The sequence below is a fragment of the Streptomyces flavofungini genome, assembly GCF_014650815.1.
Taxonomy (GTDB): Bacteria; Actinomycetota; Actinomycetes; order Streptomycetales; family Streptomycetaceae; genus Streptomyces; species Streptomyces flavofungini.
Genome location: NZ_BMVR01000013.1, coordinates 34941 through 58848, shown reverse-complemented (window position 1 = coordinate 58848; position 23908 = coordinate 34941). Strand labels below are relative to the sequence as shown.

General features: G+C 69.8%; 23 protein-coding genes and 1 pseudogene. 20 read left to right on the top strand and 4 right to left on the bottom strand.

The features are described from left to right. Positions 1–31 precede the first annotated feature (31 nt). Both IE274_RS29490 and IE274_RS29485 read left to right on the top strand, forming a co-directional pair. Positions 32–1639, top strand: a complete 1608-nt coding sequence (locus IE274_RS29490) for an ABC transporter substrate-binding protein (RefSeq protein ID WP_190118971.1) — start codon at positions 32–34, stop codon at positions 1637–1639. Between the two features lie 44 nt (positions 1640–1683). Then, positions 1684–3264, top strand: coding sequence for an ABC transporter substrate-binding protein (locus IE274_RS29485; RefSeq protein ID WP_190118970.1), 1581 nt, complete (start codon positions 1684–1686; stop codon positions 3262–3264). 117 nt (positions 3265–3381) lie between these two features. Here IE274_RS29485 and IE274_RS29480 read toward each other — a convergent pair whose 3' ends face one another. Together IE274_RS29480 and IE274_RS29475 are read right to left on the bottom strand one after the other, a co-directional pair. Beyond that, on the bottom strand, positions 3382–4053 hold the full coding sequence (locus IE274_RS29480) for a response regulator (protein WP_190118969.1): 672 nt from the start codon (positions 4051–4053) through the stop codon (positions 3382–3384). Between the two features lie 15 nt (positions 4054–4068). Next, positions 4069–4983: a RecB family exonuclease gene (locus IE274_RS29475; RefSeq protein WP_190118968.1), complete on the bottom strand. Its 915-nt coding sequence runs from the start codon at positions 4981–4983 to the stop codon at positions 4069–4071. A 129-nt stretch (positions 4984–5112) separates the two neighbouring features. Between IE274_RS29475 and IE274_RS29470 the strand changes: the two genes are divergently transcribed. The 3 genes from IE274_RS29470 to IE274_RS29460 all read left to right on the top strand — a co-directional run bounded on the left by IE274_RS29470 (position 5113) and on the right by IE274_RS29460 (position 8550). Beyond that, a complete protein-coding gene (locus IE274_RS29470) occupies positions 5113–6765 on the top strand; it encodes a site-2 protease family protein (protein WP_190118967.1) in 1653 nt (550 codons plus the stop codon). Positions 6766–6833: 68 nt separating this feature from the next. Continuing rightward, positions 6834–7736, top strand: coding sequence for a tRNA (adenine-N1)-methyltransferase (locus tag IE274_RS29465; protein ID WP_190118966.1), 903 nt, complete (start codon positions 6834–6836; stop codon positions 7734–7736). Positions 7737–7953: 217 nt separating this feature from the next. Beyond that, positions 7954–8550: a hypothetical protein gene (locus IE274_RS29460; protein ID WP_190118965.1), complete on the top strand. Its 597-nt coding sequence runs from the start codon at positions 7954–7956 to the stop codon at positions 8548–8550. A gap of 139 nt (positions 8551–8689) precedes the next feature. Here IE274_RS29460 and IE274_RS29455 read toward each other — a convergent pair whose 3' ends face one another. Next, positions 8690–9004 carry a ferredoxin gene (locus tag IE274_RS29455; RefSeq protein ID WP_030356238.1) on the bottom strand — a complete coding sequence of 105 codons (315 nt, stop codon included), beginning with the start codon at positions 9002–9004 and terminating at the stop codon, positions 8690–8692. Between the two features lie 254 nt (positions 9005–9258). Between IE274_RS29455 and arc the strand changes: the two genes are divergently transcribed. From arc to prcA, 6 genes and pseudogenes are all read left to right on the top strand, one after another. Beyond that, the gene (gene arc, locus IE274_RS29450) at positions 9259–11025 is read left to right on the top strand and encodes a proteasome ATPase (RefSeq protein WP_030356239.1); all 1767 of its coding nucleotides are present in this window, start codon (positions 9259–9261) and stop codon (positions 11023–11025) included. 259 nt (positions 11026–11284) lie between these two features. Beyond that, complete coding sequence (gene dop, locus IE274_RS29445; protein ID WP_372447038.1) at positions 11285–12796, top strand: depupylase/deamidase Dop; 1512 nt, start codon at positions 11285–11287, stop codon at positions 12794–12796. A gap of 132 nt (positions 12797–12928) precedes the next feature. Further along, a complete protein-coding gene (locus IE274_RS29440) occupies positions 12929–13147 on the top strand; it encodes a ubiquitin-like protein Pup (RefSeq protein ID WP_016325855.1) in 219 nt (72 codons plus the stop codon). 31 nt (positions 13148–13178) lie between these two features. Beyond that, positions 13179–13394, top strand: a pseudogene (locus tag IE274_RS29435) (endonuclease domain-containing protein); the annotation flags it as partial. Continuing rightward, on the top strand, positions 13346–14191 hold the full coding sequence (gene prcB / locus IE274_RS29430; RefSeq protein WP_190118964.1) for a proteasome subunit beta: 846 nt from the start codon (positions 13346–13348) through the stop codon (positions 14189–14191). The pseudogene IE274_RS29435 and the gene prcB, both read left to right, overlap by 49 nt. A 50-nt stretch (positions 14192–14241) precedes the next feature. Continuing rightward, the gene (gene prcA, locus IE274_RS29425; RefSeq protein WP_190118963.1) at positions 14242–15030 is read left to right on the top strand and encodes a proteasome subunit alpha; all 789 of its coding nucleotides are present in this window, start codon (positions 14242–14244) and stop codon (positions 15028–15030) included. A 43-nt stretch (positions 15031–15073) separates the two neighbouring features. On the opposite strand, the gene IE274_RS29420 is transcribed toward prcA, so the two are convergent. Then, positions 15074–16123, bottom strand: a complete 1050-nt coding sequence (locus IE274_RS29420) for a LacI family DNA-binding transcriptional regulator (RefSeq protein ID WP_190118962.1) — start codon at positions 16121–16123, stop codon at positions 15074–15076. 223 nt (positions 16124–16346) lie between these two features. Here IE274_RS29420 and IE274_RS29415 point away from each other — a divergent pair, with 223 nt between their 5' ends. From IE274_RS29415 to tatA, 9 genes are all read left to right on the top strand, one after another. After that, positions 16347–17606 carry an MFS transporter gene (locus IE274_RS29415; RefSeq protein WP_190118961.1) on the top strand — a complete coding sequence of 420 codons (1260 nt, stop codon included), beginning with the start codon at positions 16347–16349 and terminating at the stop codon, positions 17604–17606. 9 nt (positions 17607–17615) lie between these two features. Then, on the top strand, positions 17616–18977 hold the full coding sequence (gene pafA, locus IE274_RS29410; protein WP_190118960.1) for a Pup--protein ligase: 1362 nt from the start codon (positions 17616–17618) through the stop codon (positions 18975–18977). 220 nt (positions 18978–19197) lie between these two features. Next, entirely contained in the window at positions 19198–20193 is a 996-nt protein-coding gene (locus IE274_RS29405; RefSeq protein WP_190118959.1) for an FKBP-type peptidyl-prolyl cis-trans isomerase, read from the top strand. A 58-nt stretch (positions 20194–20251) separates the two neighbouring features. Next, positions 20252–20626, top strand: coding sequence for an FKBP-type peptidyl-prolyl cis-trans isomerase (locus IE274_RS29400; protein ID WP_190118958.1), 375 nt, complete (start codon positions 20252–20254; stop codon positions 20624–20626). A gap of 175 nt (positions 20627–20801) precedes the next feature. Further along, positions 20802–21818 carry a helix-turn-helix transcriptional regulator gene (locus IE274_RS29395; protein WP_190118957.1) on the top strand — a complete coding sequence of 339 codons (1017 nt, stop codon included), beginning with the start codon at positions 20802–20804 and terminating at the stop codon, positions 21816–21818. Positions 21819–21836: 18 nt separating this feature from the next. Beyond that, positions 21837–22844, top strand: coding sequence for a helix-turn-helix transcriptional regulator (locus tag IE274_RS29390; RefSeq protein ID WP_190118956.1), 1008 nt, complete (start codon positions 21837–21839; stop codon positions 22842–22844). 67 nt (positions 22845–22911) lie between these two features. Further along, entirely contained in the window at positions 22912–23157 is a 246-nt protein-coding gene (locus tag IE274_RS29385) for a phage terminase large subunit family protein (protein WP_229909893.1), read from the top strand. 9 nt (positions 23158–23166) lie between these two features. Next, positions 23167–23364 (top strand): hypothetical protein, encoded by a 198-nt coding sequence (locus IE274_RS29380; protein ID WP_190118954.1) that lies wholly within the window; start codon positions 23167–23169, stop codon positions 23362–23364. A 239-nt stretch (positions 23365–23603) separates the two neighbouring features. Beyond that, entirely contained in the window at positions 23604–23903 is a 300-nt protein-coding gene (gene tatA / locus IE274_RS29375; protein ID WP_190118953.1) for a Sec-independent protein translocase subunit TatA, read from the top strand. The last annotated feature ends 5 nt before the right edge of the window (positions 23904–23908 follow it).

The window sequence follows — 23908 nt, the reverse complement described above, 5'->3', positions numbered from 1 at the left end:
GGGTATTCAAGAGTTCTGGAGAACGTCCAGCATGAACCGCAAGACTTTGGTGCTGCCGGCCCTGATAGGTCTGCTCGCCCCCACGCTCGCCGCGTGTGGCGGTTCGGGCAGCGGGGACAGCGACGACCCCATCGCGGTGGGCACCACGGACCGGTTCGCCGTCTCGAAGGAAGTCCCGGCTCCCTTCGACCCTGCGTACTCCTACGACGCCGGCACCTGGAACATCCTGCGGCAGACCCTGCAGACGCTCATGGCCATGCCGCGCGGGGGCGGCGAGCCGGAGCCCGAGGCCGCCCAGAAGTGCGGCTTCACCGACACCGGCAACGAGCGCTACGCGTGCACCCTGCGCAAGGACCTCAAGTTCGCCGACGGCAAGCCGCTGACCGCGTCCGATGTGAAGTTCTCCATCGAGCGGGTGCGGGACATGAAGGTCGCCAACTCCAGCGGTGTGGACGCCCTCGTGTCGAACGTGGGGACCATCGAGGTCCAGGGCGACCGAGGTGTCGTCTTCCACCTCAAGAGCCCGGACGCGACGTTCCCGTACAAGCTCGCCACGCCGATCGCGGGCATCGTCAGCCCCGATCACTACGACAAGAAGAAGCTGCGCGACGGCTTCGAGGTGGACGGCTCCGGGCCGTACACCGTGAAGCAGGAAGTGAAGGGCGACCAGCTCGTCAAGGCCGTCTTCAGCAAGAACCCGCACTACAAGGGTTCCTACGGCCAGCAGAACGACAAGGTCGAACTGCGCACCTTCGTGAACACGGCCGGGATGGGCAAGGCCCTCGACAGCGGCGACATCGACCTGATGACCCGCACCATGTCGCCGCAGCAGGTGAAGAAGCTCGACGAGAGCCCCGGCAAGGACATCGACCTCGTCGAGATGCCCGGCCTGGAGATCCGCTACCTCGCCTTCAACACCAACGCGTCGACCGTCAAGAGCAAGGCCGTCCGCCAGGCCATGGCCCAGATCGTCGACCGCGGCGCGCTCACGAGCGGTGTGTACGGCTCCATGGCCGACCCGCTGTACTCGCTGGTGCCGACCACGATCACCGGCCACTCCAACTCGTTCTTCAACAAGTACGAGCAGCCGGACCCGAAGAAGGCCAAGGCGCTGCTGGCCGACGCGGGCATCGACACGCCCGTCAAGCTGACCATGCACTACACCACGGACCACTACGGCCCGGCCACGAAGAAGGAGTTCGAGACGCTGCAGCAGCAGCTCAACTCCACCGGCCTCTTCGACGTGAAGATCAAGGGCGAGATCTGGAACACCTTCCGCCCGGCGGAGCGCGAGGGCAAGTACGACGTCTTCGGCATGGGTTGGTTCCCGGACTTCCCGGACCCCGAGAACTTCCTCGCGCCCTTCCTCGACAAGGACAACTTCCTCGGCCTGCCGTACCGCAACGCCAAGATCAACGACGAACTCATCCCCACCTCCCGCCGCGAGGCCGACCGCCTCAGCGCGAGCAAGAGCATCGAGCAGATCCAGGACATCGTGGCCGAGGACGTCCCGGTGCTCCCGCTGTGGCAGGGCAAGCAGTACATCGCCGCCCGTGACGACATCACGGGGGTCGAATGGGCTCTCAACTCCTCCTCGAACCTGCAGCTGTGGGAGCTCGCCCGCGGTGTGAGCGACTGACCGGCGCCCCCCACCGAGTACGGAAACAACGACAAGGCACGTAAGTGAAAATGCGTAACCAGTGGCTGGCCCTGCCCCTCACCTCGGGTCTGGCCGCCACCCTGTTGACCGGCTGCGGATCGGAGTCGGGCGGCTCCGCCAAGGACAGCGACTCCGTGGTGGTGGGGATGTCCGACGACGTCCTCGCCACCGACCCGGCGTCCGGCTACGACCCCGGCTCGTGGCTGCTGTTCAACAACGTCTTCCAGTCGCTGCTCAGCTTCCCCAACGGCGCCACCGAACCGGAGCCGGAGGCCGCGCGGAAGTGCGGCTTCACCGACCAGCAGACCAAGGTCTTCACCTGCACGCTGCGTGACGGCCTGAAGTTCAGCAACGGCAACGAACTGACCTCGAAGGACGTCAAGTACTCCTTCGACCGGGTCCAGCAGATCAACGACAAGACCGGCCCGGCGCTGATGTTCCCGATGCTCGACGAGGTCGAGACGCCGGACGCCAAGACGGTCGTCTTCAAGCTGAAGTTCCCCGACGCGACCTTCCCGAGCAAGATCGCCTCCGGTGCCGGCTCCATCGTCGACCACCGCGAGTACCCCAAGGACAAGCTCCGCGCCGACGGCGAGGCCGTGGGCTCCGGTCCGTACAGGCTCGACTCGTTCGACAAGGACGAGGCGGTCTTCTCCGTCAACTCCGGGTACGAGGGCACCGCCAAGACCCGCAACGACGGCGTCACCCTGCGTTTCTTCCACGGTGACCGCAAGGGCCTGAAGCAGGCGATCACCGACCACGACATCGACGTCGCCTACCGAGGCCTCGCCGCCGCGGACATCGCCGACATCGAAAAGGGCGGCTCCGACAGCAAGATGGAGGTCGTCGAGGGCACCAGCGCCGAAGTGCAGCACCTGGTGTTCAACATGAAGGACCCGATGGCCGGCAAGCCCGGCGTGCGCAAGGCCATCGCCTACCTCCTCGACCGCGAGGCGCTGGTCGACCAGGTGTACCAGGGCACGGCGACGCCGCTGTACTCGATCGTCCCGGCCGGCATCGGCGGCCACAACACCGCCTTCTTCGACACCTACGGCGCCCGCCCGCAGCGCGACAAGGCCGCCGCGGCCCTGCGCGGAGCGGGCATCAACGGCAAGGCCAAGCTCACGCTGTGGTCCACCCCGTCCCGCTACGGCCCGGCCACGGACCAGGAGCTGCGCGCGATAGCCAAGCAGCTCAACGCGAGCGGCCTGTTCGAGGCGAACGTGAAGTCCGTCGAGTTCGAGCAGTACGAGAAGGACATCGAGGCCGGGAAGTACGGCGTGTACGTCAAGGGCTGGGTGCCGGACTACCCGGACCCGGACAACTTCACGCAGCCGTTCTTCGGCAAGGGCAACGTCCTGTCGAACCACTACGAGAACAACGACATCACCGGGAAGATCATCCCCAGCACGGCTGCGCAGCGGGAGCGCACCAAGAGCGACAAGGAGTACGGCAAGCTCCAGGACATCGTCGCCAACGAGCTGCCCATCCTCCCGGTCTGGCAGGCCAAGCAGTACGCGGTCGTCCAGGAGAGCGTCTACGGCGTGGAGTCCTGCCTGGACGCGTCGACCGTCTTCCGCTTCTGGGAGCTCAGCAAGGGCTGACGCCCGGCTGCGGTGAGCACGACTGAGGGGGCGCCCGGCGGGCGCCCCCTCAGTGTTGTTCCCGGCCTGTCGTACGGTCCGGCCCTGAGCCCCGTACGCCAGGGCCCCGCCGGAGGGCTACTGCGCCCCCGGCCGGACGAGGCCGCTCTCGTACGCGTACACCGCCGCCTGCACGCGGTCGCGCAGGCCCAGCTTCGTCAGGACATGGCCCACGTGCGTCTTCACCGTGGTCTCGCTGACGAACAGGTCCGCGGCGATCTCCGCGTTGGACAGCCCGCGCGCCACCAGCTTCAGGACCTCGACCTCGCGGTCGGTGAGGGTGTGCAGTGTGTCCGGGACCGGCTCGTCGCCGGACGGGAGGTGCCCGGCGTACTTGTCGAGCAGCCGACGCGTGATGCTCGGCGCGAGCATCGCCTCACCGGAGGCGACCACCCGGATCGCCTGCACCAGCTCGTTCGCCGGCGCGTCCTTCAGGAGGAAGCCGCTGGCGCCCGCGCGCAGCGCCTCCACCACGTACTCGTCGAGGTCGAAGGTGGTCAGCACGAGGACCTTCGCCGGTCCGTCCCGGCCGGGGCCGGTGATCTGCCGGGTCGCCTCCACCCCGTCCATCCTCGGCATGCGGATGTCCATCAGCACGACATCGGGCTGCAACGCCCGGACCTGGTCCAGAGCCTGCAGACCGTCTCCGGCCTCGCCGACGACCGCGATGTCCTGCTCGGCCTCCAGGATCATCCGGAAACCCGTGCGCAGCAGCGGCTGGTCATCGACCAGTAGGACGCGGATGGCCACGTAACTCTCCTTCGCCTAGCTCGGGCCCATTCTGCCCTGCTCGTCGCCCGGCGACTCCGGCGGCCTCACCGGAAGCGGATACGGCGGGGGAGTGCCGCCGAATTCCGGACAGACCGCCTGGTGGTCGCACCAGCCGCACAGCTTCGTCGGCCGCGGCCGCCAGTTCCCCGTCTCCGTCGCGAGCACGATCGCGTCCCACAGCGCGAGCAGCTTGCGCTCGACCCGCTCCAGGTCCGCCGCCACCGGGTCGTACGTGATGATGTCGCCGCTGCCCAGATAGACGAGCTGGAGCCGGCGCGGGATCAGGCCCTTCAGGCGCCACACCACGAGGGCGTAGAACTTCATCTGGAACAGCGCGCCCTCGGCGTACTCGGGGCGGGGGGCCTTGCCGGTCTTGTAGTCGACGATGCGGACCTCGCCGGTGGGGGCGACGTCGACGCGGTCGATGATGCCGCGCAGCTTCAGGCCCGAGGCCAGCTCGGCCTCCACGAACAGCTCCCGCTCGGCGGGCTCAAGGCGCGTCGGGTCCTCCAGCGTGAACCAGCGCTCGACCAGCTTCTCCGCGTCGGCCAGCCACTGGGCCAAGCGCGCGGCCGCGCCGTCCTCGTCCGGGGCATCCGTGCCGTCCGCACCGTCCGGGGCGAACAACGCGGCCAGCTCCGGCTTGGCCTCGCGCAGCCGGTCCCACTGGCCCGGGATCAGCTCCTTGGCCCGCGGCGCCGTGCGCTCCGCCGAGGGCGCGTCGAACAGTCTCTCCAGGACCGCGTGCACCAGGGTGCCCCGCGTCGCCGCCGGGCTCGGCTTCTCCGGCAGCTTGTCGATCACCCGGAAGCGATACAGCAGCGGGCACTGCATGAAATCGCTCGCGCGCGAGGGTGAAAGCGACGCCGGGCGCGCGGCCACCCCGACATCCTCGGTCCTGGTCTCCATGACGACAGACCCTACGACCCGCCACTGACAACGGCCGCATACCATCGACGACAGACCCTCCCGCCCTGCATGATCGTGTGTGTACCGCGCCACAGCAGGAGCGGGGGACGCTTCGAACGAGGGGACATCGTGGACGAAAGCGGCGGCAGCGGCAGGCCGCAGTCCGACGAACACACGCCCGCCCAGGCGGAACACGCTTCCGGCCGGGCGGAGGCCGGGTCCGGCCTGGCGGAACACGCTTCCGGTCAGGCGGAGACCGCGCCTGCCCGGGCGGCGAGCGCCCCTGCGGACGACGCGGGGGAGGACCGGACCGGGGCCCGGGGGGGCGGCTCCGGCGACCCCGGGCGTTCCGATGACGCGGTCGGCGAGCCGGAGGCGGCGTCGGGCGCGGCGCGCCCTGCGGAGCCCGGCGGGGCAGCGGACGCGGCGCCGCCCTTGGCCGAGCGTCCGGCCGGTGCGGAGTCCGACACGCCCCACCCGGCACCCGCGAACCCGGCGAGCGACCGCACCGCACCCCCGGCCCCCGGCACCCCCGTATCCGTGCGCAAGCCCGACCCGGCCGACCACCCCACCCGGGCCCACGCCCACCACACCGGCGAGCCCCTCAAGGAACACAAGGACGAGCCGAAGAACCCCGGCGGCGGCCTCCTCATGGGACGCCCCTTCGGCGTGCCCGTCTACGTCGCGCCCAGCTGGTTCCTCGTCGCCGCGCTGATCACCTGGGTGTTCGGCGGCCAGCTCGACCGCGTGCTGCCCGAGCTCGGCAACGCCCGCTATCTCGTGTCACTGTTCTTCGCGGTCGCCTTCTACGCCTCCGTGCTCGTCCACGAGCTGGCCCACACGGTCGCGGCCCTGCGCTTCAAGCTTCCCGTGCGCCGCATCCAGCTCCAGTTCTTCGGCGGCGTCAGCGAGATCGAGAAGGAGAGCGAGACCCCCGGGCGCGAGTTCGTCCTCGCCTTCGTCGGCCCGCTGCTCTCCCTCGTCCTCGCGGGCGTGTTCTACGCGGGCATGCGCGCCGTGGAACCCGGCACGGTCCCCGGCGTCCTGCTCGCCGGACTGATGATCTCCAACCTCATCGTCGCCGCCTTCAACCTCCTGCCCGGCCTGCCCCTCGACGGCGGCCGGATGCTCCGTGCGGTCGTCTGGAAGATCACCGGCAAGCCCATGAGCGGCACCATCGCCGCCGCCTGGGTCGGCCGCGCGCTCGCCATCTCCGTCCTCATCGGCCTGCCGATCCTCAACCAGTCCGGCGCCCTCGGTGGCGAGACCCAGGACATCGGCGGCATGGACACCGTCACCGACGCCCTGCTCGCCGCGATCCTCGCCGCCATCATCTGGACCGGGGCGGGCAACAGCCTGCGCATGGCCCGCCTGCGCGAGCACCTGCCCGAACTGCGCGCCCGCGCGCTCACCCGCCGCGCCGTCCCCGTGGAGACCGACACCCCGCTCTCCGAGGCCCTGCGCCGGGCCAACGCCGCAGGCGCCCGCGCCCTGGTCGTGGTGGACGCCGACGGCGACCCCCTGTCCGTCGTCCGGGAGGCCGCCATCGTCGGCGTACCGGAACACCGCCGCCCCTGGGTCACCGTCAGCGGCCTCGCCCAGGACATCACCGAGGGCATGCGCGTCCCCGTCGAACTGGCGGGAGAGGAGCTTCTGGACCGGCTGCGGGCCACCCCGGCCACCGAATACCTTGTCGTCGAGACCTCCGGAGAGATCTACGGCGTCCTGTCCGCCGCCGACGTCGAGCGCGCCTTCGTCAACGCCATGGCCCGGCCGAGCTGACCGCACCCGGCGGGGCCCGCACGACCGCGGTGGTCGGCGGCTCCCGCCGCGGCCGGTAGGCTGGTCACATGTCCGAACCGACCGGTGCCGCCCGCCGACGCGGGCCCTTCAAGGTCGGGGACCAGGTCCAGCTCACCGACCCCAAGGGACGCCACTACACGTTCACGCTCGAGGCCGGGAAGAACTTCCACACCCACAAGGGTTCCTTCCCGCACGACGAGCTGATCGGTGCTCCCGAGGGCAGTGTTGTCCGCACCACGGGGAACGTCGCCTACCTCGCGCTGCGTCCCCTGCTCCCCGACTACGTCCTGTCCATGCCCCGCGGTGCCGCCGTGGTCTACCCCAAGGACGCGGGGCAGATCCTTGCCTTCGCCGACATCTTCCCCGGCGCGCGCGTCGTGGAAGCGGGCGTGGGCTCCGGCTCACTGAGCGCCTTCCTGCTGCGCGCCATCGGCGACCACGGCATGCTGCACTCCTACGAGCGCCGCGAGGACTTCGCCGAGATCGCCCAGCAGAACGTGGAGCGCTACTTCGGCGCCCCCCACCCCGCCTGGCAGCTCACCGTCGGCGACCTCCAGGACAACCTGTCCGACACCGAGGTCGACCGCGTCATCCTCGACATGCTGGCCCCCTGGGAGTGCCTGGAGGCCGTCTCCAAGGCCCTGGTGCCCGGCGGCATCCTGTGCGCGTACGTGGCCACCACCACGCAGCTCGCCCGCACCGTCGAGTCGATCCGCGAGATCGGCGGCTTCAACGAGCCGACCGCCTGGGAATCGATGATCCGCAACTGGCACATCGAGGGCCTGGCCGTCCGCCCGGACCACCGCATGATCGGCCACACCGGCTTCCTCCTCACCGCCCGCCGCCTCGCGGACGGCGTCGAGCCGCCCATGCGGCGCCGTCGCCCTGCCAAGGGCGCCTACGGCGAGGACTACACCGGCCCGAACGCCGACGGCGGCAGCCCCCGCTGACCGTCCGCCGGGGTGCGCACCGCGCGCATCCGGCGTACTCACCCAACGCACCGGCGCCGCCGCCGAGTTCCCACCGCACCCAGGGAACTCGGCGGCGGCGCCGCCGCGTTGGACGCGTGTCACCGCACCGGACCCCGGTGTTCCCCGGCGCTGTGAGGTGTGGCAGCATGCTGGCCACCCACCCCCACCGGCACAGCCCTCACAGGAGACACTCCTCGTGCAGCACCCCGCCGTCCCGGAACTGGCCCACACGGTGGACCGGCCGTGGGCCACCCGACCCATCCACTGGGTGGCCACCGCCGCCGCGCTCGCCGCCGTCGTCGCGGCCTCGGGCTTCCTCCAGACCGACCCGGCCACCGCCGCCCCGACCGACGCCAAGCAGCAGTCCGCACCGCAGTCCCGAAGCGCCCCGGCGCCCGCGCCCGACCCGGCCGCCGTCGCCTACCCCCTGGACTGCCCGGCCAAGTCCGTCGTCGCCAAGAAGGCGACCGGAGACCTCGACGGCGACGGCCGCGCCGAGACCGTCGCCGCCGTGCACTGCGCAGCCGGCTCCGGCACCCCGCCGCACGCCCTGTACGTCATCACCCGGACCCGGCAGGGCGAGCCGCGCGTCGTCGCCACCCTCCTCGACACCAAGGAGGGCCGCGCCGTCCGCGCGCTCGCGGTGCGCCACGGGGCCGTGACGGCGACGCTCCTCGGCTACTCCTCGCTCGACGTACCCCGCTACCGCCCCGACCTCCGCGACGAGGCCAAGTGGCAGTGGAAGAACGGCGCGTTCACCCGCTCGACACCCGGCGCGACGCGCGGCGTGTGACGCACCGGCCGCCCCACGCGCCGTCGCAGTCGGGGGCGCGTGGACAGTGCGGACACCCGGCGGACACGAAGAAGGGCCCGTGGATACCGTCGGACGGTAACCACGGACCCCATTCCGGTCACGCAGCGAAACTATTTGGTCACTCTGCGTCTGGCCCGTAGACCTCGACCTTGTCCGAAACCCGACGTACATGAATACAGTCACCCGGGCACTCCTTGGCGGAGTCGGTGACATCACGCAGGAGCGGCAGTGGTACGGGTGTTGTCGCACCCGGCGCCTGCAATAGCTCGTCGTCGCCGCCCTTCACATATGCCAGGCCGTCAATGTCCAGCTCGAAGACCTCGGGCGCGTACTGGGCACAGATGCCGTCGCCGGTACACAGGTCCTGATCGATCCAGACCTCGAGCAGATCATGGCTCTCGCCGACGGTCTCCGCCTCGTGCTGCACGGTCATCTCTCCTGCCGAAACTGCGTCGAGCAGGGCCGACTTTGCTGCAAGTCCGGCCAGCCCTGACGGGTGTTGAACAGTTCGACCCTACAACCGGCGGCTTTCCGATGTTGTTGGGTGGGTATTCCCCTGGCGTGAGGGAGAGCGCAAGGGTGAAGATCGGACACACCCCCACCGTCTTTGTGATCTAGGGGTTTCAATCAGCACCCACCCAGGTAGGGTCAGGAAGCGTCCAGCTCCCCTTGGAGGAGGTGAGGACCGTGGCAGCCCACGACGACGACATCAACCGCGGCATCCGGCCGGGGCGAGGGTCTGAGGACCCAGCCGGTCAGGTTGCCTATCTCGAGCAGGAAATCGCCGTCCTGCGACGCAAGCTCGCCGACTCTCCGCGTCATACGAGGATTCTCGAAGAGCGGATCGTCGAGCTGCAGACCAACCTGGCAGGCGTGTCCGCGCAGAACGAACGGCTCGCCAACACGCTCCGCGAGGCCCGCGACCAGATCGTGGCCCTCAAGGAAGAAGTCGACCGGCTCGCGCAGCCGCCGGCCGGCTTCGGAGTCTTCCTCACGGCGAACGAGGACGGCACCGCCGACATCTTCACCGGCGGCCGCAAACTCCGCGTGAACGTCAGCCCGAGCGTCGAACTCGACGACCTCAGGCGCGGCCAGGAAGTCATGCTCAACGAAGCGCTCAACGTGGTCGAGGCCATGGAGTACGAGAGCGTGGGGGACATCGTCACCCTCAAGGAGATCCTCGAGGACGGCGATCGGGCCCTGGTGGTCGGGCACACCGACGAGGAACGGGTGGTGAGGCTCGCCGAGCCGCTCCTGGACGTCACCATCCGCCCCGGCGACGCCCTCCTGCTCGAGCCCCGCTCCGGCTACGTCTACGAGGTCGTACCGAAGAGCGAAGTGGAGGAACTGGTCCTCGAAGAGGTCCCGGACATCAGCTACGAGAAGATCGGCGGCCTCGGCGGTCAGATCGAGATGATCCGAGACGCCGTCGAGCTCCCGTACCTCTACCCCGACCTCTTCAAGGAGCACGAACTGCGGCCGCCCAAGGGCGTCCTGCTCTACGGCCCGCCCGGCTGCGGCAAGACACTGATCGCCAAGGCCGTCGCCAACTCCCTTGCCAAGAAGGTCGCCGAGGTCACCGGCCAGCCCGCGGGGAAGAGCTTCTTCCTCAACATCAAGGGCCCCGAGCTCCTCAACAAGTACGTCGGCGAGACCGAGCGCCACATCCGCCTGGTCTTCCAGCGTGCCCGCGAGAAGGCGAGCGAAGGCACCCCCGTCATTGTCTTCTTCGACGAGATGGAATCCCTCTTCCGCACCCGCGGCAGCGGCGTCAGCTCGGACGTGGAGAACACCATCGTCCCGCAGCTGCTCGCCGAGATCGACGGCGTGGAGGGCCTGGAGAACGTCATCGTCATCGGCGCCTCCAACCGCGAGGACATGATCGACCCGGCCATCCTGCGGCCCGGACGCCTCGATGTGAAGATCAAGATCGAGCGCCCGGACGCCGAAGCGGCCAAGGACATCTTCGCCAAGTACCTCACCGAGCGACTGCCGCTGCACTCCGACGACCTCGCCGAGCACAGCAGCGACAAGGCCGCCACCGTGCACGGCATGATCCAGTCCGTCGTGGAGCAGATGTACGCCGAGTCCGAGGAGAACCGCTTCCTCGAAGTCACGTACGCCAACGGCGACAAGGAAGTCCTCTACTTCAAGGACTTCAACTCCGGCGCCATGATCGAGAACATCGTCGGCCGCGCCAAGAAGATGGCCATCAAGGCCTTCCTCGAGCAGAACCAGAAGGGCCTCAGGGTCTCTCACCTCCTCCAGGCTTGCATCGACGAGTTCAAGGAGAACGAGGACCTGCCCAACACCACCAACCCGGACGACTGGGCCCGCATCTCCGGCAAGAAGGGCGAGCGGATCGTGTACATCCGCACGCTCGTCACCGGCAAGCAGGGCGCCGACACCGGACGCTCCATCGACACGGTGGCCAACACCGGTCAGTACCTGTAGATGGCAGGGCGGCTGCGGGTGCCCTCCACGGGTACCCGCAGCCGACTGTTTTCCGCCGGTCGCGGGCGCCTCGCAGCCGCGTCACCAACCCAGCGAGAGCAAAGCAGGAAATGATCTCCCCACCAGCGCAGAGGCGTTCTAGGCTCTTCCGTACCGCCGAGTCGCGCAGTGCGGGGACGGGCACCGCACACGCACCGGAGAACCAGCGGTACTTGAGCGGTGCCCCCGACCGAGGGCGCCGCCGGGCAAGGAGGGCCGCATGACCGTACGGCGAGTAATGGGCATCGAGACGGAGTACGGCATCTCCGTCCCCGGCCACCCGAACGCCAATGCCATGCTCACCTCGTCCCAGATCGTCAACGCCTACGCCGCGGCGATGCACCGGGCGCGACGCGCCCGCTGGGACTTCGAGGAGGAGAACCCGCTGCGGGACGCGCGGGGCTTCGACCTCGCCCGCGAATCCGCCGACGCCAGCCAGCTCACCGACGAGGACATCGGCCTCGCCAACGTGATCCTCACCAACGGGGCCCGCCTCTACGTCGACCACGCACACCCCGAGTACAGCGCCCCGGAGGTCACCAACCCCCGCGACGCCGTCCTCTGGGACAAGGCCGGCGAGCGCATCATGGCCGAGGCCGCCGAACGGGCCGCCGCGCTGCCCGGTGCCCAGCCGATCCACCTCTACAAGAACAACACCGACAACAAGGGCGCCTCCTACGGGACGCACGAGAACTACCTGATGAAGCGGGAGACCCCGTTCTCGGACATCGTGCGCCACCTCACGCCCTTCTTCATCTCCCGCCAGGTCTTCGCCGGAGCGGGCCGCGTCGGCATCGGCCAGGACGGCCACGAGCACGGCTTCCAGCTCAGCCAGCGCGCCGACTACTTCGAGGTCGAGGTCGGCCTGGAGACCACCCTCAAACGGCCCATCATCAACACCCGCGACGAGCCGCACGCCGACGCCGAGAAGTACCGCCGCCTGCACGTGATCATCGGCGACGCGAACCTCTCGGAGATCTCCACCTATCTGAAGCTCGGCACCACCTCGCTGGTCCTCGCCATGATCGAGGACGGCTTCATCGCGGTGGACCTGGCCGTCGACCAGCCCGTGCGCACCCTCCACCAGATCTCCCACGACCCGACCCTCCAGCATCTGGTCACGCTCCGTAGCGGCCGCACACTCACCGCCGTCCAGCTCCAGATGGAGTACTTCGAGCTGGCCCGCAAGTACGTCGAGGAGCGGTACGGCGCGGACGCCGACGACCAGACCAAGGACGTCCTCACCCGCTGGGAAGACGTCCTGAACCGCCTGGAGAACAACCCGATGAGCCTCTCCGGGGAGCTCGACTGGGTCGCCAAGCGGGAACTCATGGAGGGCTACCGCCGCCGCGACGGCCTCGACTGGGATGCCGCCCGGCTGCACCTGGTGGACCTCCAGTACGCGGACGTACGCCCCGAGAAGGGCCTCTACAACCGCCTCGCGGCCCGCGGCAAGATGAAGCGCCTCCTGGACGAGAGCGACGTGGAGCGGGCCCGCACCAAGCCGCCCGAGGACACCCGCGCCTACTTCCGGGGCCGCTGTCTGGAGCAGTACGCCGACGACGTCGCCGCGGCCTCATGGGATTCGGTCATTTTCGACCTGCCCGGTCGCGACTCGCTCCAGCGCGTGCCCACCCTGGAGCCGCTTCGCGGAACGCGTAATCACGTCAAGGAGCTCCTCGACCGGTGCCGCACGGCGGAGGATCTGGTGCGGCTGCTCTCCGGCGGCTGAAAGGCGGCTGAAAGGTCCGCGGCGGGGGAATCACAAAGGTGGGCCCCGCACGTTGTACGAAGTGCGGGGCCGATGTCAGACCCGGCTTGTAGGGTCTGATCAAGAAACGTCTAACCGAGCGGGGTGAGGTAGATGGCGACCAAGGACACCGGCGGCGGACAGCAGAAGGCGACGCGTTCCACCGAGGAGGTCGAGGAGCAGGCGCAGGACGCGCAGGCTTCCGAGGACCTCAAGGAGCGCCAGGAGAAGCTGAGCGACGACGTGGACTCCGTCCTGGACGAGATCGACGACGTCCTCGAGGAGAACGCGGAGGACTTCGTGCGCTCCTTCGTGCAAAAGGGTGGCCAGTAAGCCGCTTCTCCCTTGGCTTCCAAGGGCGGGCGGGGGCTGTCGGGCCCTCCATGAGCGCCCGGCGGTCTATGTGGATCACTGCCACGGGACGGGTAGGGTCCGTGGCGTACTGTGCTTCAACTGCAATTCGGCGATCGGCGAGTTGGGATGTGATCCCGGTGCCTTTCGCCGGGCCATCAGTTACCTGGAAGGAATCCCGTGGAAGCCAACACTCGTAGCACCGGGCGTCTACCGGCTGCCTTCCTGACCCCCGGTTCTTCGTCCTTCATGGACTTCCTCTCCGCGCATCAGCCGGAAATGCTCCCCGGCAAGCGGCAGTTGCCGCCGATGCAGGGCGTGGTCGAGGCTCCGCACGGCACCACCATCGTGGCGACGACGTTCCCCGGCGGCGTGGTGCTCGCCGGTGACCGTCGCGCCACGATGGGCAATGTCATCGCGCAGCGCGACATCGAGAAGGTCTTCCCAGCCGACGAGTACTCGGCGGTCGGAATCGCGGGCACGGCCGGTCTCGCCGTGGAGATGGTGAAGCTGTTCCAGCTGGAGCTGGAGCACTTCGAGAAGGTCGAGGGGACGACGCTCTCCCTGGAGGGCAAGGCCAACCGCCTTTCGACGATGATCCGGTCCAACCTGGGCATGGCGATGCAGGGCCTCGCGGTCGTCCCGCTCTTCGCGGGGTTCGACGTGGACCGCGCCAAGGGCCGCATCTTCTCGTACGACGTGACGGGCGGCCGCAGCGAGGAGCACGGCTTCGCGGCGACGGGCTCGGGCTCGGTCTTCGCGCGCGGCGCGATGAAGAAGCTGTACCGCGACGATCTGACGGAGGAGCAGGCGACGACGCTCGTCGTGCAGGCGTTGTACGACGCCGCGGACGACGATTCGGCGACGGGCGGTCCGGATGTCGCCCGGCGGATCTATCCGATTGTGACGGTGATCTCCGAAGAGGGCTTCCGGAGGCTGGCGGAGGCGGAGACCTCCGAGATCGCGCGCACGATTCTGGCTCGTCGTCTCGAGCAGCCGGACGGTCCGCGCGCCGCGCTGCTCTGAGTGCCCCGTTGTTGTTGTGTGAATTTTTGACAGAAAGGGACGGATAGCCGGTGTCGACGCCGTTCTATGTCTCACCCCAGCAGGCCATGGCCGACCGGGCGGAATACGCCCGCAAGGGCATCGCCCGCGGTCGCAGTCTGGTCGTGCTGCAGTACGCCGATGGCATTGTGTTCGTCGGTGAGAACCCGTCCCGTGCGCTGCACAAGTTCAGCGAGATCTATGACCGGATCGGTTTCGCCGCGGCCGGAAAGTACAACGAGTACGAGAACCTCCGCATCGGCGGTGTCCGATACGCGGATCTGCGCGGGTACACATACGACCGTGACGATGTGACGGCCCGCGGTCTGGCGAATGTGTACGCGCAGACGCTGGGCACGATTTTCTCCAGCAACGCCGAGAAGCCGTATGAGGTCGAGCTGGTCGTGGCCGAGGTCGGCGCGACCCCGGACGGCGACCAGATCTATCGGCTGCCGCACGACGGCTCGATCGTCGACGAGCACGGCTCGGTCGCGGTGGGCGGCAACGCGGAGCAGATCAGCACGTATCTCGATCAGCGCCACCAGGACGGGATGACGCTGGCCGAGGCGCTGAAGCTCGCGGTCCAGTCGCTGTCGCGCGACACCAACGGCAGTGAGCGGGAGATCCCCGCGGAGCGCCTTGAGGTGGCGGTCCTCGACCGTACGCGGCCGCAGCAGCGGAAGTTCAAGCGGATCGTCGGCCGACAGCTGGAGCGGCTGCTCGGCGAGGACGGCACGGCGGCGGATGCGGGGGACGACGCGGAGTCGGACGCCGCCTCGGACGCCGAATCGGATTCCGGTTCGGGCGCGTCCGAGGAGTAGTTCCGCGGCCTGAAGCAGGCGAATCGGCCCCGTGCCCCGGCGTTCAGTGCCGGGGCACGGGGCTCTGCGCTGTGGGGCTTGGTGCGGTGGAGCCGCGGACGACGAGGTGGACGGGCAGGGGCGCGGGCTCGGGGGCGCGGCCGTCGAGGACGGCGATGAGGGTGGCCATGCCTTGTTCGCCGAACTGCTCGGCGGGCAGGGCGACGGTGGTGAGTTCGGGTTCGACGGCGGTGGCGAGGGTCAGATCGTCGAAGCCGGTGACGCTGAGGTCGTCGGGGACGTGCAGCCCGAGACGGCGCGCGGCCTTGCAGACGCCCGCAGCGAGGATGTCGTCGTCGCAGATGACGGCCGTGGGGCGGGGGCCGGGCGCGCTGAGCGCGGCTTCCGCGGCGACGCGGGCGTCGTCGACGGTCAAGAGCGCCTTGGCGGTGCGCACGGTCGCGCCCGTGCCCCGCAGGGCGGTGCTGAGGGCCGCGCGGCGCACATGGAAGGTCCAGGAGTCGATGTCGGCGGCCAGGTGCAGGAGGTCGCGGTGGCCGAGGCCGAGCAGGTGCTCGGTGGCCTGGCGCATGCCGTCGGCGATGTCGAGGTTGACGGTGCTCGCGCCGAGGCTGCCGGCGGGGTCGCTGTCGAGCATCACGAGGGGGAGTTCGTCGCCCCGGATGGCGCCGAGGGCCTCGGAGGCCATGGACGAGGCGAGCACGCCGTCCAGTGAGGCGCGGGCCGAGTCGAAGGGGTCGCGGGCCGGGGCGGTGAGGTCCGGGGCGGGGTAGAGGACGACGCCGAAGCCGTGCTGGGCGGCGACGCGGGCGGCCCCGGTGTGGACGCGGGCGAAGAACTCGTTGGTCAGGGCGGGGACGACGAGCAGGGCGGTGCGGGTGCGGCCGAGGCGGAGGTTGCGGGCGGCCAGGTTGGGGCGGTAGCCGAGCTCGCGGGCGGCGGCGCGGACGCGCTCGGCGGTGCGCTCCGCGACGCGGCCCTGCCACTTGTCGCCGAGGACGAGCGAGACGGTGGCCTGCGAGACCCCGGCGGCGCGGGCGACGTCGCGGCTGGTCGGGCGGGGGGCCGCGGTGTCGTGCTGGAGTCCGGCCACGGACGCCTCCTGGTCGCTGTCGGGCCCCGGCGCGGCGGGGCGGTCTGGGTCTTCGGTGAGCACCGGCGCGCGGTCACGCTCCGACGGTCGGTGCGCCCGGCGCGCTGCGGGCGGGTGCGGGCAGTGGACTGGTGAACAGCGCACATGGTACGTATGACCCCGCGAAGTTATACGTACAACTAAGGGCGCCTCGGCGCGCGGGCGGGCGAGGAGAGGCTCACAGATGGCTTCCGGATACGGCGAGATCCTGCGCACGCCCTACGCGACGCGCCTGCTCGTGGGCACCCTCATAGGGCGGCTGCCGAACGCGACGGCGGCGATCGCCATCGTGCTGTTCGTCCGCGCCGAGGACGGTTCCTACAGCCTGGCCGGGGCGCTGGCCGCGGTCTACGGAGTGGCGACGGCCGTGGGCCAGCCGCTGCTCGGCCGTCTGGTGGACCTGCACGGCCAGCCGCGCGTGATGCTGCCGGCGGCCGTCGTCTCGGGCCTCGGCATGGCGGCGTTCGCGTTCACCGGCCCCGACGTGCTCGTGGCCGCGTACACCGCGATGGTCGTGGCCGGTCTGTTCACGCCGCCCCTGGAGGGCGGGCTGCGGGCGCTGTGGCCGGACGTGCTGCGCAAGGAGGGGCAGGTCCATACGGCGTACGCGATGGACGCCGTGGCGCAGGAGGTCATGTTCACCGTCGGGCCGCTCCTGGTGACCGGCCTGGTGTCGCTGTGGTCGGCGAGCGCGGCGCTGCTCGTGGTCAACGCGATCGGTGTGCTCGGCGCGCTGTCGGTGGTGGTGTCGCGGCCCTCGCGCGTGTGGCGGTCGGCGCCGCGCGAGGCGCACTGGCTGGGCGCGCTGCGCTCGCCGGGGTTGCTCGCACTCCTCGGCGCGTTCCTGTTCGTCGGTACGGCGCTCGGCGCGATCACGGTGGCGGGGGTGTCGTACGCGGACGGGCACGGCGGTGACGCGGTGTACGGCTGGATGATGGCGGGCCTCGGCCTGGGGGCGCTGGCGGGCGGCACGGTCTACGGGGCGCGGCAGTGGAGTGGTGCGCCGGAGCGGCGTCTTGTGGCGCTCGTGGCACTTCTGGCGGTCTGCTACGTGCCGTTGGTGCTGACGCCCGGGGCGGTGGGGATGGTGGCCCTGACGGCGCTCGCCGGGGTGTTCCTCGCGCCGGCGCTCGCGTGTGCGTTCATCGTCGTGGACCGGCACGCGCCCCGGGGCACGGTGACGGAGGCGTTCTCGTGGCTGGTGACCACGTTCACCGTGGGGACGTCGGTGGGGACGGCGGCGGGCGGTCCCGTGGTCGAGTGGGCCGGGACGCGGTGGGGGTTCGCGGTTCCGGGGCTGGCGGGTGGCGCGGCGCTGCTGGTGCTCGTGTGCACGGCGCGGGTGTTCGCATCCGCAGGTGTGGGCCCGGTGGTTGCGGGTTCATCGGAAAATGATCGAAACGGTGCAGCCGAACCCGGTTTCAGTACGGGGCATCGGGCGTAATGTTCAGTCATGGACCGCCGCATTTTCGGGCTGGAGAACGAGTACGGCGTCACGTGCACGTTCAGGGGACAGCGCCGTCTGTCGCCTGACGAAGTGGCGCGCTACCTCTTCCGCCGTGTTGTGTCATGGGGCCGCAGCAGCAACGTCTTTCTGCGGAACGGCGCCCGCCTGTATCTCGACGTGGGATCACATCCGGAATACGCGACACCCGAGTGTGACAACGTGACCGAGCTGGTCACCCACGACAAGGCAGGCGAGCGCATTCTGGAAGGCCTGCTCGTCGACGCCGAACGCCGCCTGCACGAGGAGGGAATCGCGGGCGACGTCTATCTCTTCAAGAACAACACCGACTCGGCGGGAAACTCCTATGGTTGTCATGAGAACTATCTCGTGGCCCGGCACGGGGAGTTCTCGCGTCTCGCGGACATCCTGATTCCGTTCCTCGTCACCCGGCAGTTGCTGTGCGGCGCGGGCAAGGTGCTGCAGACCCCGCGCGGCGCGGTGTACTGCGTGAGCCAGCGCGCGGAGCACATCTGGGAGGGTGTGTCGTCGGCGACGACACGCTCGCGGCCGATCATCAATACGCGTGACGAACCACACGCGGACGCCGAGCGCTACCGCCGACTGCATGTGATCGTCGGCGACTCGAACATGTCCGAGACGACCATGCTTCTGAAGGTGGGCGCGACCGATCTCGTCCTGCGGATGATCGAAGCGGGCACGGTGATGCGGGACCTGACGCTGGAGAACCCGATCCGGGCCATCCGTGAGGTCAGCCACGACATCACCGGACGCCGCAAGGTCCGCCTGGCCAGCGGCCGGGAGGCCTCCGCCCTGGAGGTGCAGCGCGAGTACTACGAGAAGGCCGTCGACTTCGTCGACCGCCGGGGCATCCGCACCGGCACGGTCGAGCAGGTCCTCGAACTGTGGGGCCGCACGCTCGACTCGATCGAGGCCGAGGACCTGGACCGCATCGGCACCGAGATCGACTGGGTGATGAAGTACAAGCTCATCGAGCGCTATCGGGCCAAGAACAACATGACGATGTCGCACCCGCGGGTCGCCCAGATAGACCTCGCGTATCACGACATCCACCGCCGTCGTGGGCTGTACTACCTCCTGGAGAGGAAGGGCCAAGCAGCCCGGATCTGCAACGACTTGAAGATCTTCGAGGGCAAGTCGGTGCCGCCGCAGACCACCCGGGCGCGGCTGCGCGGCGACTTCATCCGCCGGGCGCAGGAGCAGCGCAGGGACTTCACGGTGGACTGGGTGCACCTCAAGCTCAACGACCAGGCGCAGCGCACCGTGTTGTGCAAGGACCCGTTCCGTTCCGTCGACGACCGGGTGGAGAAGCTGATCGCCGGAATGTGAGCCGGGCAGGGTGAGCCGGGCCCGGCCGCCGGGTGACCGGACCGCGGTCGGCGGGTGACCGGCTCATGGTCGGTGGGTGGCCGGTTTGTGGCCCACGAGACGCCAGGGTGTTGTGGGAACGCAACGCGGGGCGCCGTACGTTCCTCGTACGGCGCCCTTCTCACTGCGTAGAGTTGCGCGCACGCCAACCCACAAGATCGATCGATACGAGGCCCCCACCGTGCGCCGACGCTCACTTCTCCTGGCCGTTCCGGCCGGCCTGCTGACCCTGGCCGGATGCGGCGACGACGACAAGCCCGACAAGGCCAAGTCCAAGGACAGCCCGTCCCCGTCGAACTCCACGCCGCCGAAGGCGAAGATCGTCGACGGTCCCGTGCCCGCCGTGACCAAGGGCACGAAGTTCGGCGAGAAGCCGACGGTCGCCAAGGGCTCCGGCAAGCCGTCCACCGACCTCGCGGTGAAGACGCTCATCGCGGGCAAGGGCGCCACGGTCGCCAAGGGCGACTATCTCCAGGCTCACTACCTGGGCCAGATCTGGGACACGGCCAAGGTCTTCGACAACTCCTACGACCGCAAGGCGCCCACGATCTTCCCGATCGGCGTCGGCCAGGTCATCCCGGGCTGGGACCAGGCCCTGGTCGGCAAGAAGATCGACAGCCGCGTCGAGCTCGCCATCCCCCCGGAGCTGGGGTACGGCAAGCAGGGCAACAAGCAGGCGGGCATCAAGGGCACGGACACCCTGGTCTTCGTCGTCGACATCGTGAACACGTTCAGCACGAAGAGCTCCGCCAAGGGCAAGGAAGTCGCCCAGGAGAACAAGGACCTGCCGAAGGTCGGGACGAACACCGACGGCAAGGCACCCACCATCGACGTGCCGAAGACGGACGCCCCCAAGAGGGTCGCCTCCGCCTACGTCATCGAGGGCGACGGCGACGAGGTCAAGGAGAGCGACACGCTGCTCTGCCAGTACAAGGGCGTGCTGTGGGCGGACGGCAAGCAGTTCGACTCCTCGTACAAGAGCGGTCAGCTCGCGCAGTTCTCGCTGGCGCAGGTCATCCCCGGCTGGCGCGAGGGCCTGAAGGGCAAGAAGGTCGGCAGCCGCGTCCTGGTCGTCGTGCCCCCCAAGGACGGCTACGCCAACAAGCCGCCGCAGGGCAGCTCCATCAAGAAGGACTCCACGCTGGTCTTCTCCGTGGACATCCTCGCCAAGATGTGACGTCGCGGGATGCGAGACTGTCCCGGTTGCCCATATTGCACATGAGCAGGAGTTATTCGTGAACATCGACAAGCCCGAGGTCGACTTCCCCGTCGGTGAGCCCCCCGCTGACCTGCAGATCAAGGACATCTGGGAGGGCGAAGGCGCCGTCGCCAAGGCGGGCGACTTCGTCAAGGTCCACTACGTGGGCGTGGCCTTCTCCACCGGCGAGGAGTTCGACGCCTCCTGGAACCGCGGCAACCCGCTGGAGTTCCAGCTCGGCGCCGGCCAGGTCATCTCCGGCTGGGACCAGGGCGTGCAGGGCATGAAGGTCGGCGGCCGTCGCGAGCTGACCATCCCGGCGCACCTGGCGTACGGCGACCGCGGCGCCGGTGGCGGCCGCATCGCCCCCGGCGAGACGCTGATCTTCGTCTGCGACCTGGTCGCGGTCTGACCGCCGCCGGTTTACGCACCCCGGCCGCGGCGAGCCGCCGGGCCGGACCCGGGCGAGCCCGGCCGCGACCGGACACGTCCGTCGAGGGCCCCTGCCGGCTACGGCGGGGCCCTCGGCTTTTGCCGCGACACCCCGGGGCGGTACGGTCGTCGACCGGGAGAGAGAAAGGGCGTCGATGGCCATTGCCAAGGCCGAGCGGCTGATGAATCTGGCGCTGTGTCTGCTCGGGACGAGGCGTCCGCTCAGCAAGCGTGAGCTGCGGGAGTCCATCGAGGCCTACGTCGAGGCCTTCGGGCCGGGACCGGGCGCACCCTTCGGACCGGGCCGGAGCGCGCTCTCCGGGCCGTCCACCGGGTCCGAGGACTCCTTCAACCGCATGTTCGAGCGCGACAAGGACGATCTGCGCGAACTCGGCCTGGTCATCGAGACGGTGGAGAACCTGGACGGCGAGGTCGGCTATCTCGCCCGCCGCGACAGCAACCGGCTCCCGCCCATCACGCTCGACGCCGAGGAGGCCGCCGCCCTCGGCCTCGCCGCGAAGGTGTGGCAGCAGGCCCGGCTCGCGGGCGCGGCGAGCGGCGCCCTGCAGAAGCTGCGCGCCGCGGGCCTGCCCGAGGACGTGGACCCGTACGAGTCGCACGGCGCCCTGGAACCGCACATTCCCGTCCACGAGGCGTCCTTCGAGCCGCTGATGCTCGCCTGCCGCGACCGGCGCCCCGTCGTCTTCGACTACCGCAAGGCCACCGCCGCGCGCCCCGAGCAGCGCCAGGTCGAGCCCTGGGCCCTGGAGTGCTGGCGCGGCCACTGGTACCTCGCGGGCTGGGACCGCGACCGCGAGGCCGAGCGCGTGTTCCGGCTCTCCCGCATCACCGGCAAGGTCCGCTCGCGCGCCGGGAAGTTCCGCGCCGAGGTGCCCGACGTGGTGACCGTGCGCGAGACCGTGGCGAGCTGGGCGGGGGAGCGGGCGGACGGCACCGCGCTGATCCGGCTGCGCAAGGGCGCCGGGTATCCGCTGCGCGCCAAGGCCGTCGCCGCCCGGGAACTCGGCGAGGGCTGGGACGAGTTGGAGATTCCGTACGGGCACGGTCTGGACGCCTGGCTGGTGGAGTTCGGGCCCGATGTGGTGGTCCTGGAGCCCGCCGAGCTGCGGGCGGACGTCGTGGACCGGCTGCGTGCCGTGGCCAAGGCCTGAGGGGGAACGGAACTAGCAATGGCCGCGAACGCCATCGACCAGACCAGGCGCATGCTGTCCCTGGTGACCTATCTGCGCGAGCGCCCCGGCGCCCGCGTCGCCGATGTCGCCCGCGCCTTCGGCATCACCCCCGACGAGCTGATCTCCGACCTTGACGTCCTGCCGCTGTGCGGGACCAGCTTCCGCGGCGGGGACCTCCTCGACATCGACACCGACGGCGACCGCATCTGGTGGCGCAACCCCGGCGCCCTCGGCGCGGACACGGCCGAGCCGCTGCGGCTCGCTGCGGACGAGGCCACGGCACTGCTCGTGGCCGCGCGCGCGGTCGCCACGCTGCCCGGCCTGCGCGAGGGCGACCGGCTCGCCCTGCTGCGCGCCACGGCGAAGCTGGAGGAGGCCGCCGGCGAGGCCGCCGGGGCCAGCTCCCGGCTGTCGGTCACCTTCGAGTCCGAGGGCGGCGTCTTCGCCGATGTGGACCGCGCCATCTCCGAGCGCCGCAGACTCTGGATCCGCTACTACTCCCCGGCCCGCGACCAGCTCAGCGAGCGCGAGATCGACCCGATCCGGCTCGTCAGCGTCGGTCACACCTATGTGGAGGCGTGGTGCCGCCGCTCCGAGGCGCGGCGCACCTTCCGCCTCGACCGGGTCGCCGAGATCAAGATCCTGGACGAGCCGTCCGCGCCGCCCGAGGTCGAACTGCGGGACCTCTCGGCGGGGCTTGTGCAGCCTGCCGCCGAGGACCCCGAGGTCGTCGTGGAGGTGGGCCCCGGCGGCCGCTGGGTCGCCGAGTACTACCCGCACGACAGCGCGGACGAGCTGCCCGACGGCGGCCTGCGCATCACCCTGCGCACGCCCGATCCGGCGTCGCTGCGCCGTCTCGCCCTGCGCCTGGGCCGCGACGGCCACATCGTCTCGCCCCAGGACCTGACGGACAGCGCCCGCCGCGCGGCCCAGGAGGCGCTGGCGGCGTACGAGGGGGAGCAGGCCGAGGAGAGCGTGGACGGGGACGGCACCGCGGGGGCGTGACCCCGTGGTGCGGGACCGTGCGGTGCGTGGAGAACGGAACTGAGGAGAGTTGCGCAGTATGTCACTGATGCCCCTTTCGCCCCAGTCGGTGGCCGCGGTTCTCTTCAAGGCCGCCTGCCCGGACTGCCGGGCCCGCTTCGAACTGGCCGCGGGGTCCTTGCGGTTGGCCATCGGCGCCAGCCGCCGTACGACCTTCTACTCCTTCACCTGCCCGGAGTGCGGCACCGCCGTGCGCAAGCCCGCCGGGGAGCGCATCGTCGAGCTGCTCACCGGGGGCGGGGTGCGGACCCTGCGGCTGCACTCGACCGTCTAGGCTCGGCACATGTTCTGGGCGATGCTGGCGGTGGGCTTGGGGTTCTGCGGCCTCGCCGTCCTGAGTGTGTTCGCGATCAAGGTCTTCATCGAGGCGCAGCGGCTCGGCCGTCAGGTCTCCGAGACCACGCGGCGGATCAACCGCGCCGCCGAGGACCTGGAGAAGGCCGCGACCGGCATGGCGCACGCGGGCAGGGACCTCGGCTGACCGCCCGCCCCGGCCGGGCGTCGGCGCGGGGCGTGGTGCGGCCTGTCAACTCCCCATACCCGGCAGGTACGCTGCTGAAGTGGCCCGAAATGTGAGGCGCGGGCCGCAACTGGGAGTATGCACGGGGATTGCCCTGCGTTTACTCCAGGGGGTTACGATCGCTGCCAAGCCCGGTGGTCGGACGACTGTCCGACAGCCGGTCCCGAAATCTGACGCCTCGGTGAAGAAGGTAGACAGCTATGGGTAGGCTCGGCCCCACCGAGATCATCCTGATCCTCGTCATCCTGGTCCTGCTCTTCGGCGCGAAGAAGCTGCCGGACATGGCCCGGTCCCTCGGCAAGTCGGCGCGCATCCTCAAGAGCGAGGCCAAGGCGATGAAGTCGGACGGCAAGCAGGACGAGAAGGCCCCGGCCGACCCGCCCGCGCCCGCCGACCAGAGCGCCCCGCAGCAGCAGCCCCGTACGATCCAGGCGGCCCCCGGCGACGTGAGCAGCTCCCGTCCGGTCGCCGAGCCGACCGACCACACGACGCAGCGCTGATCCAA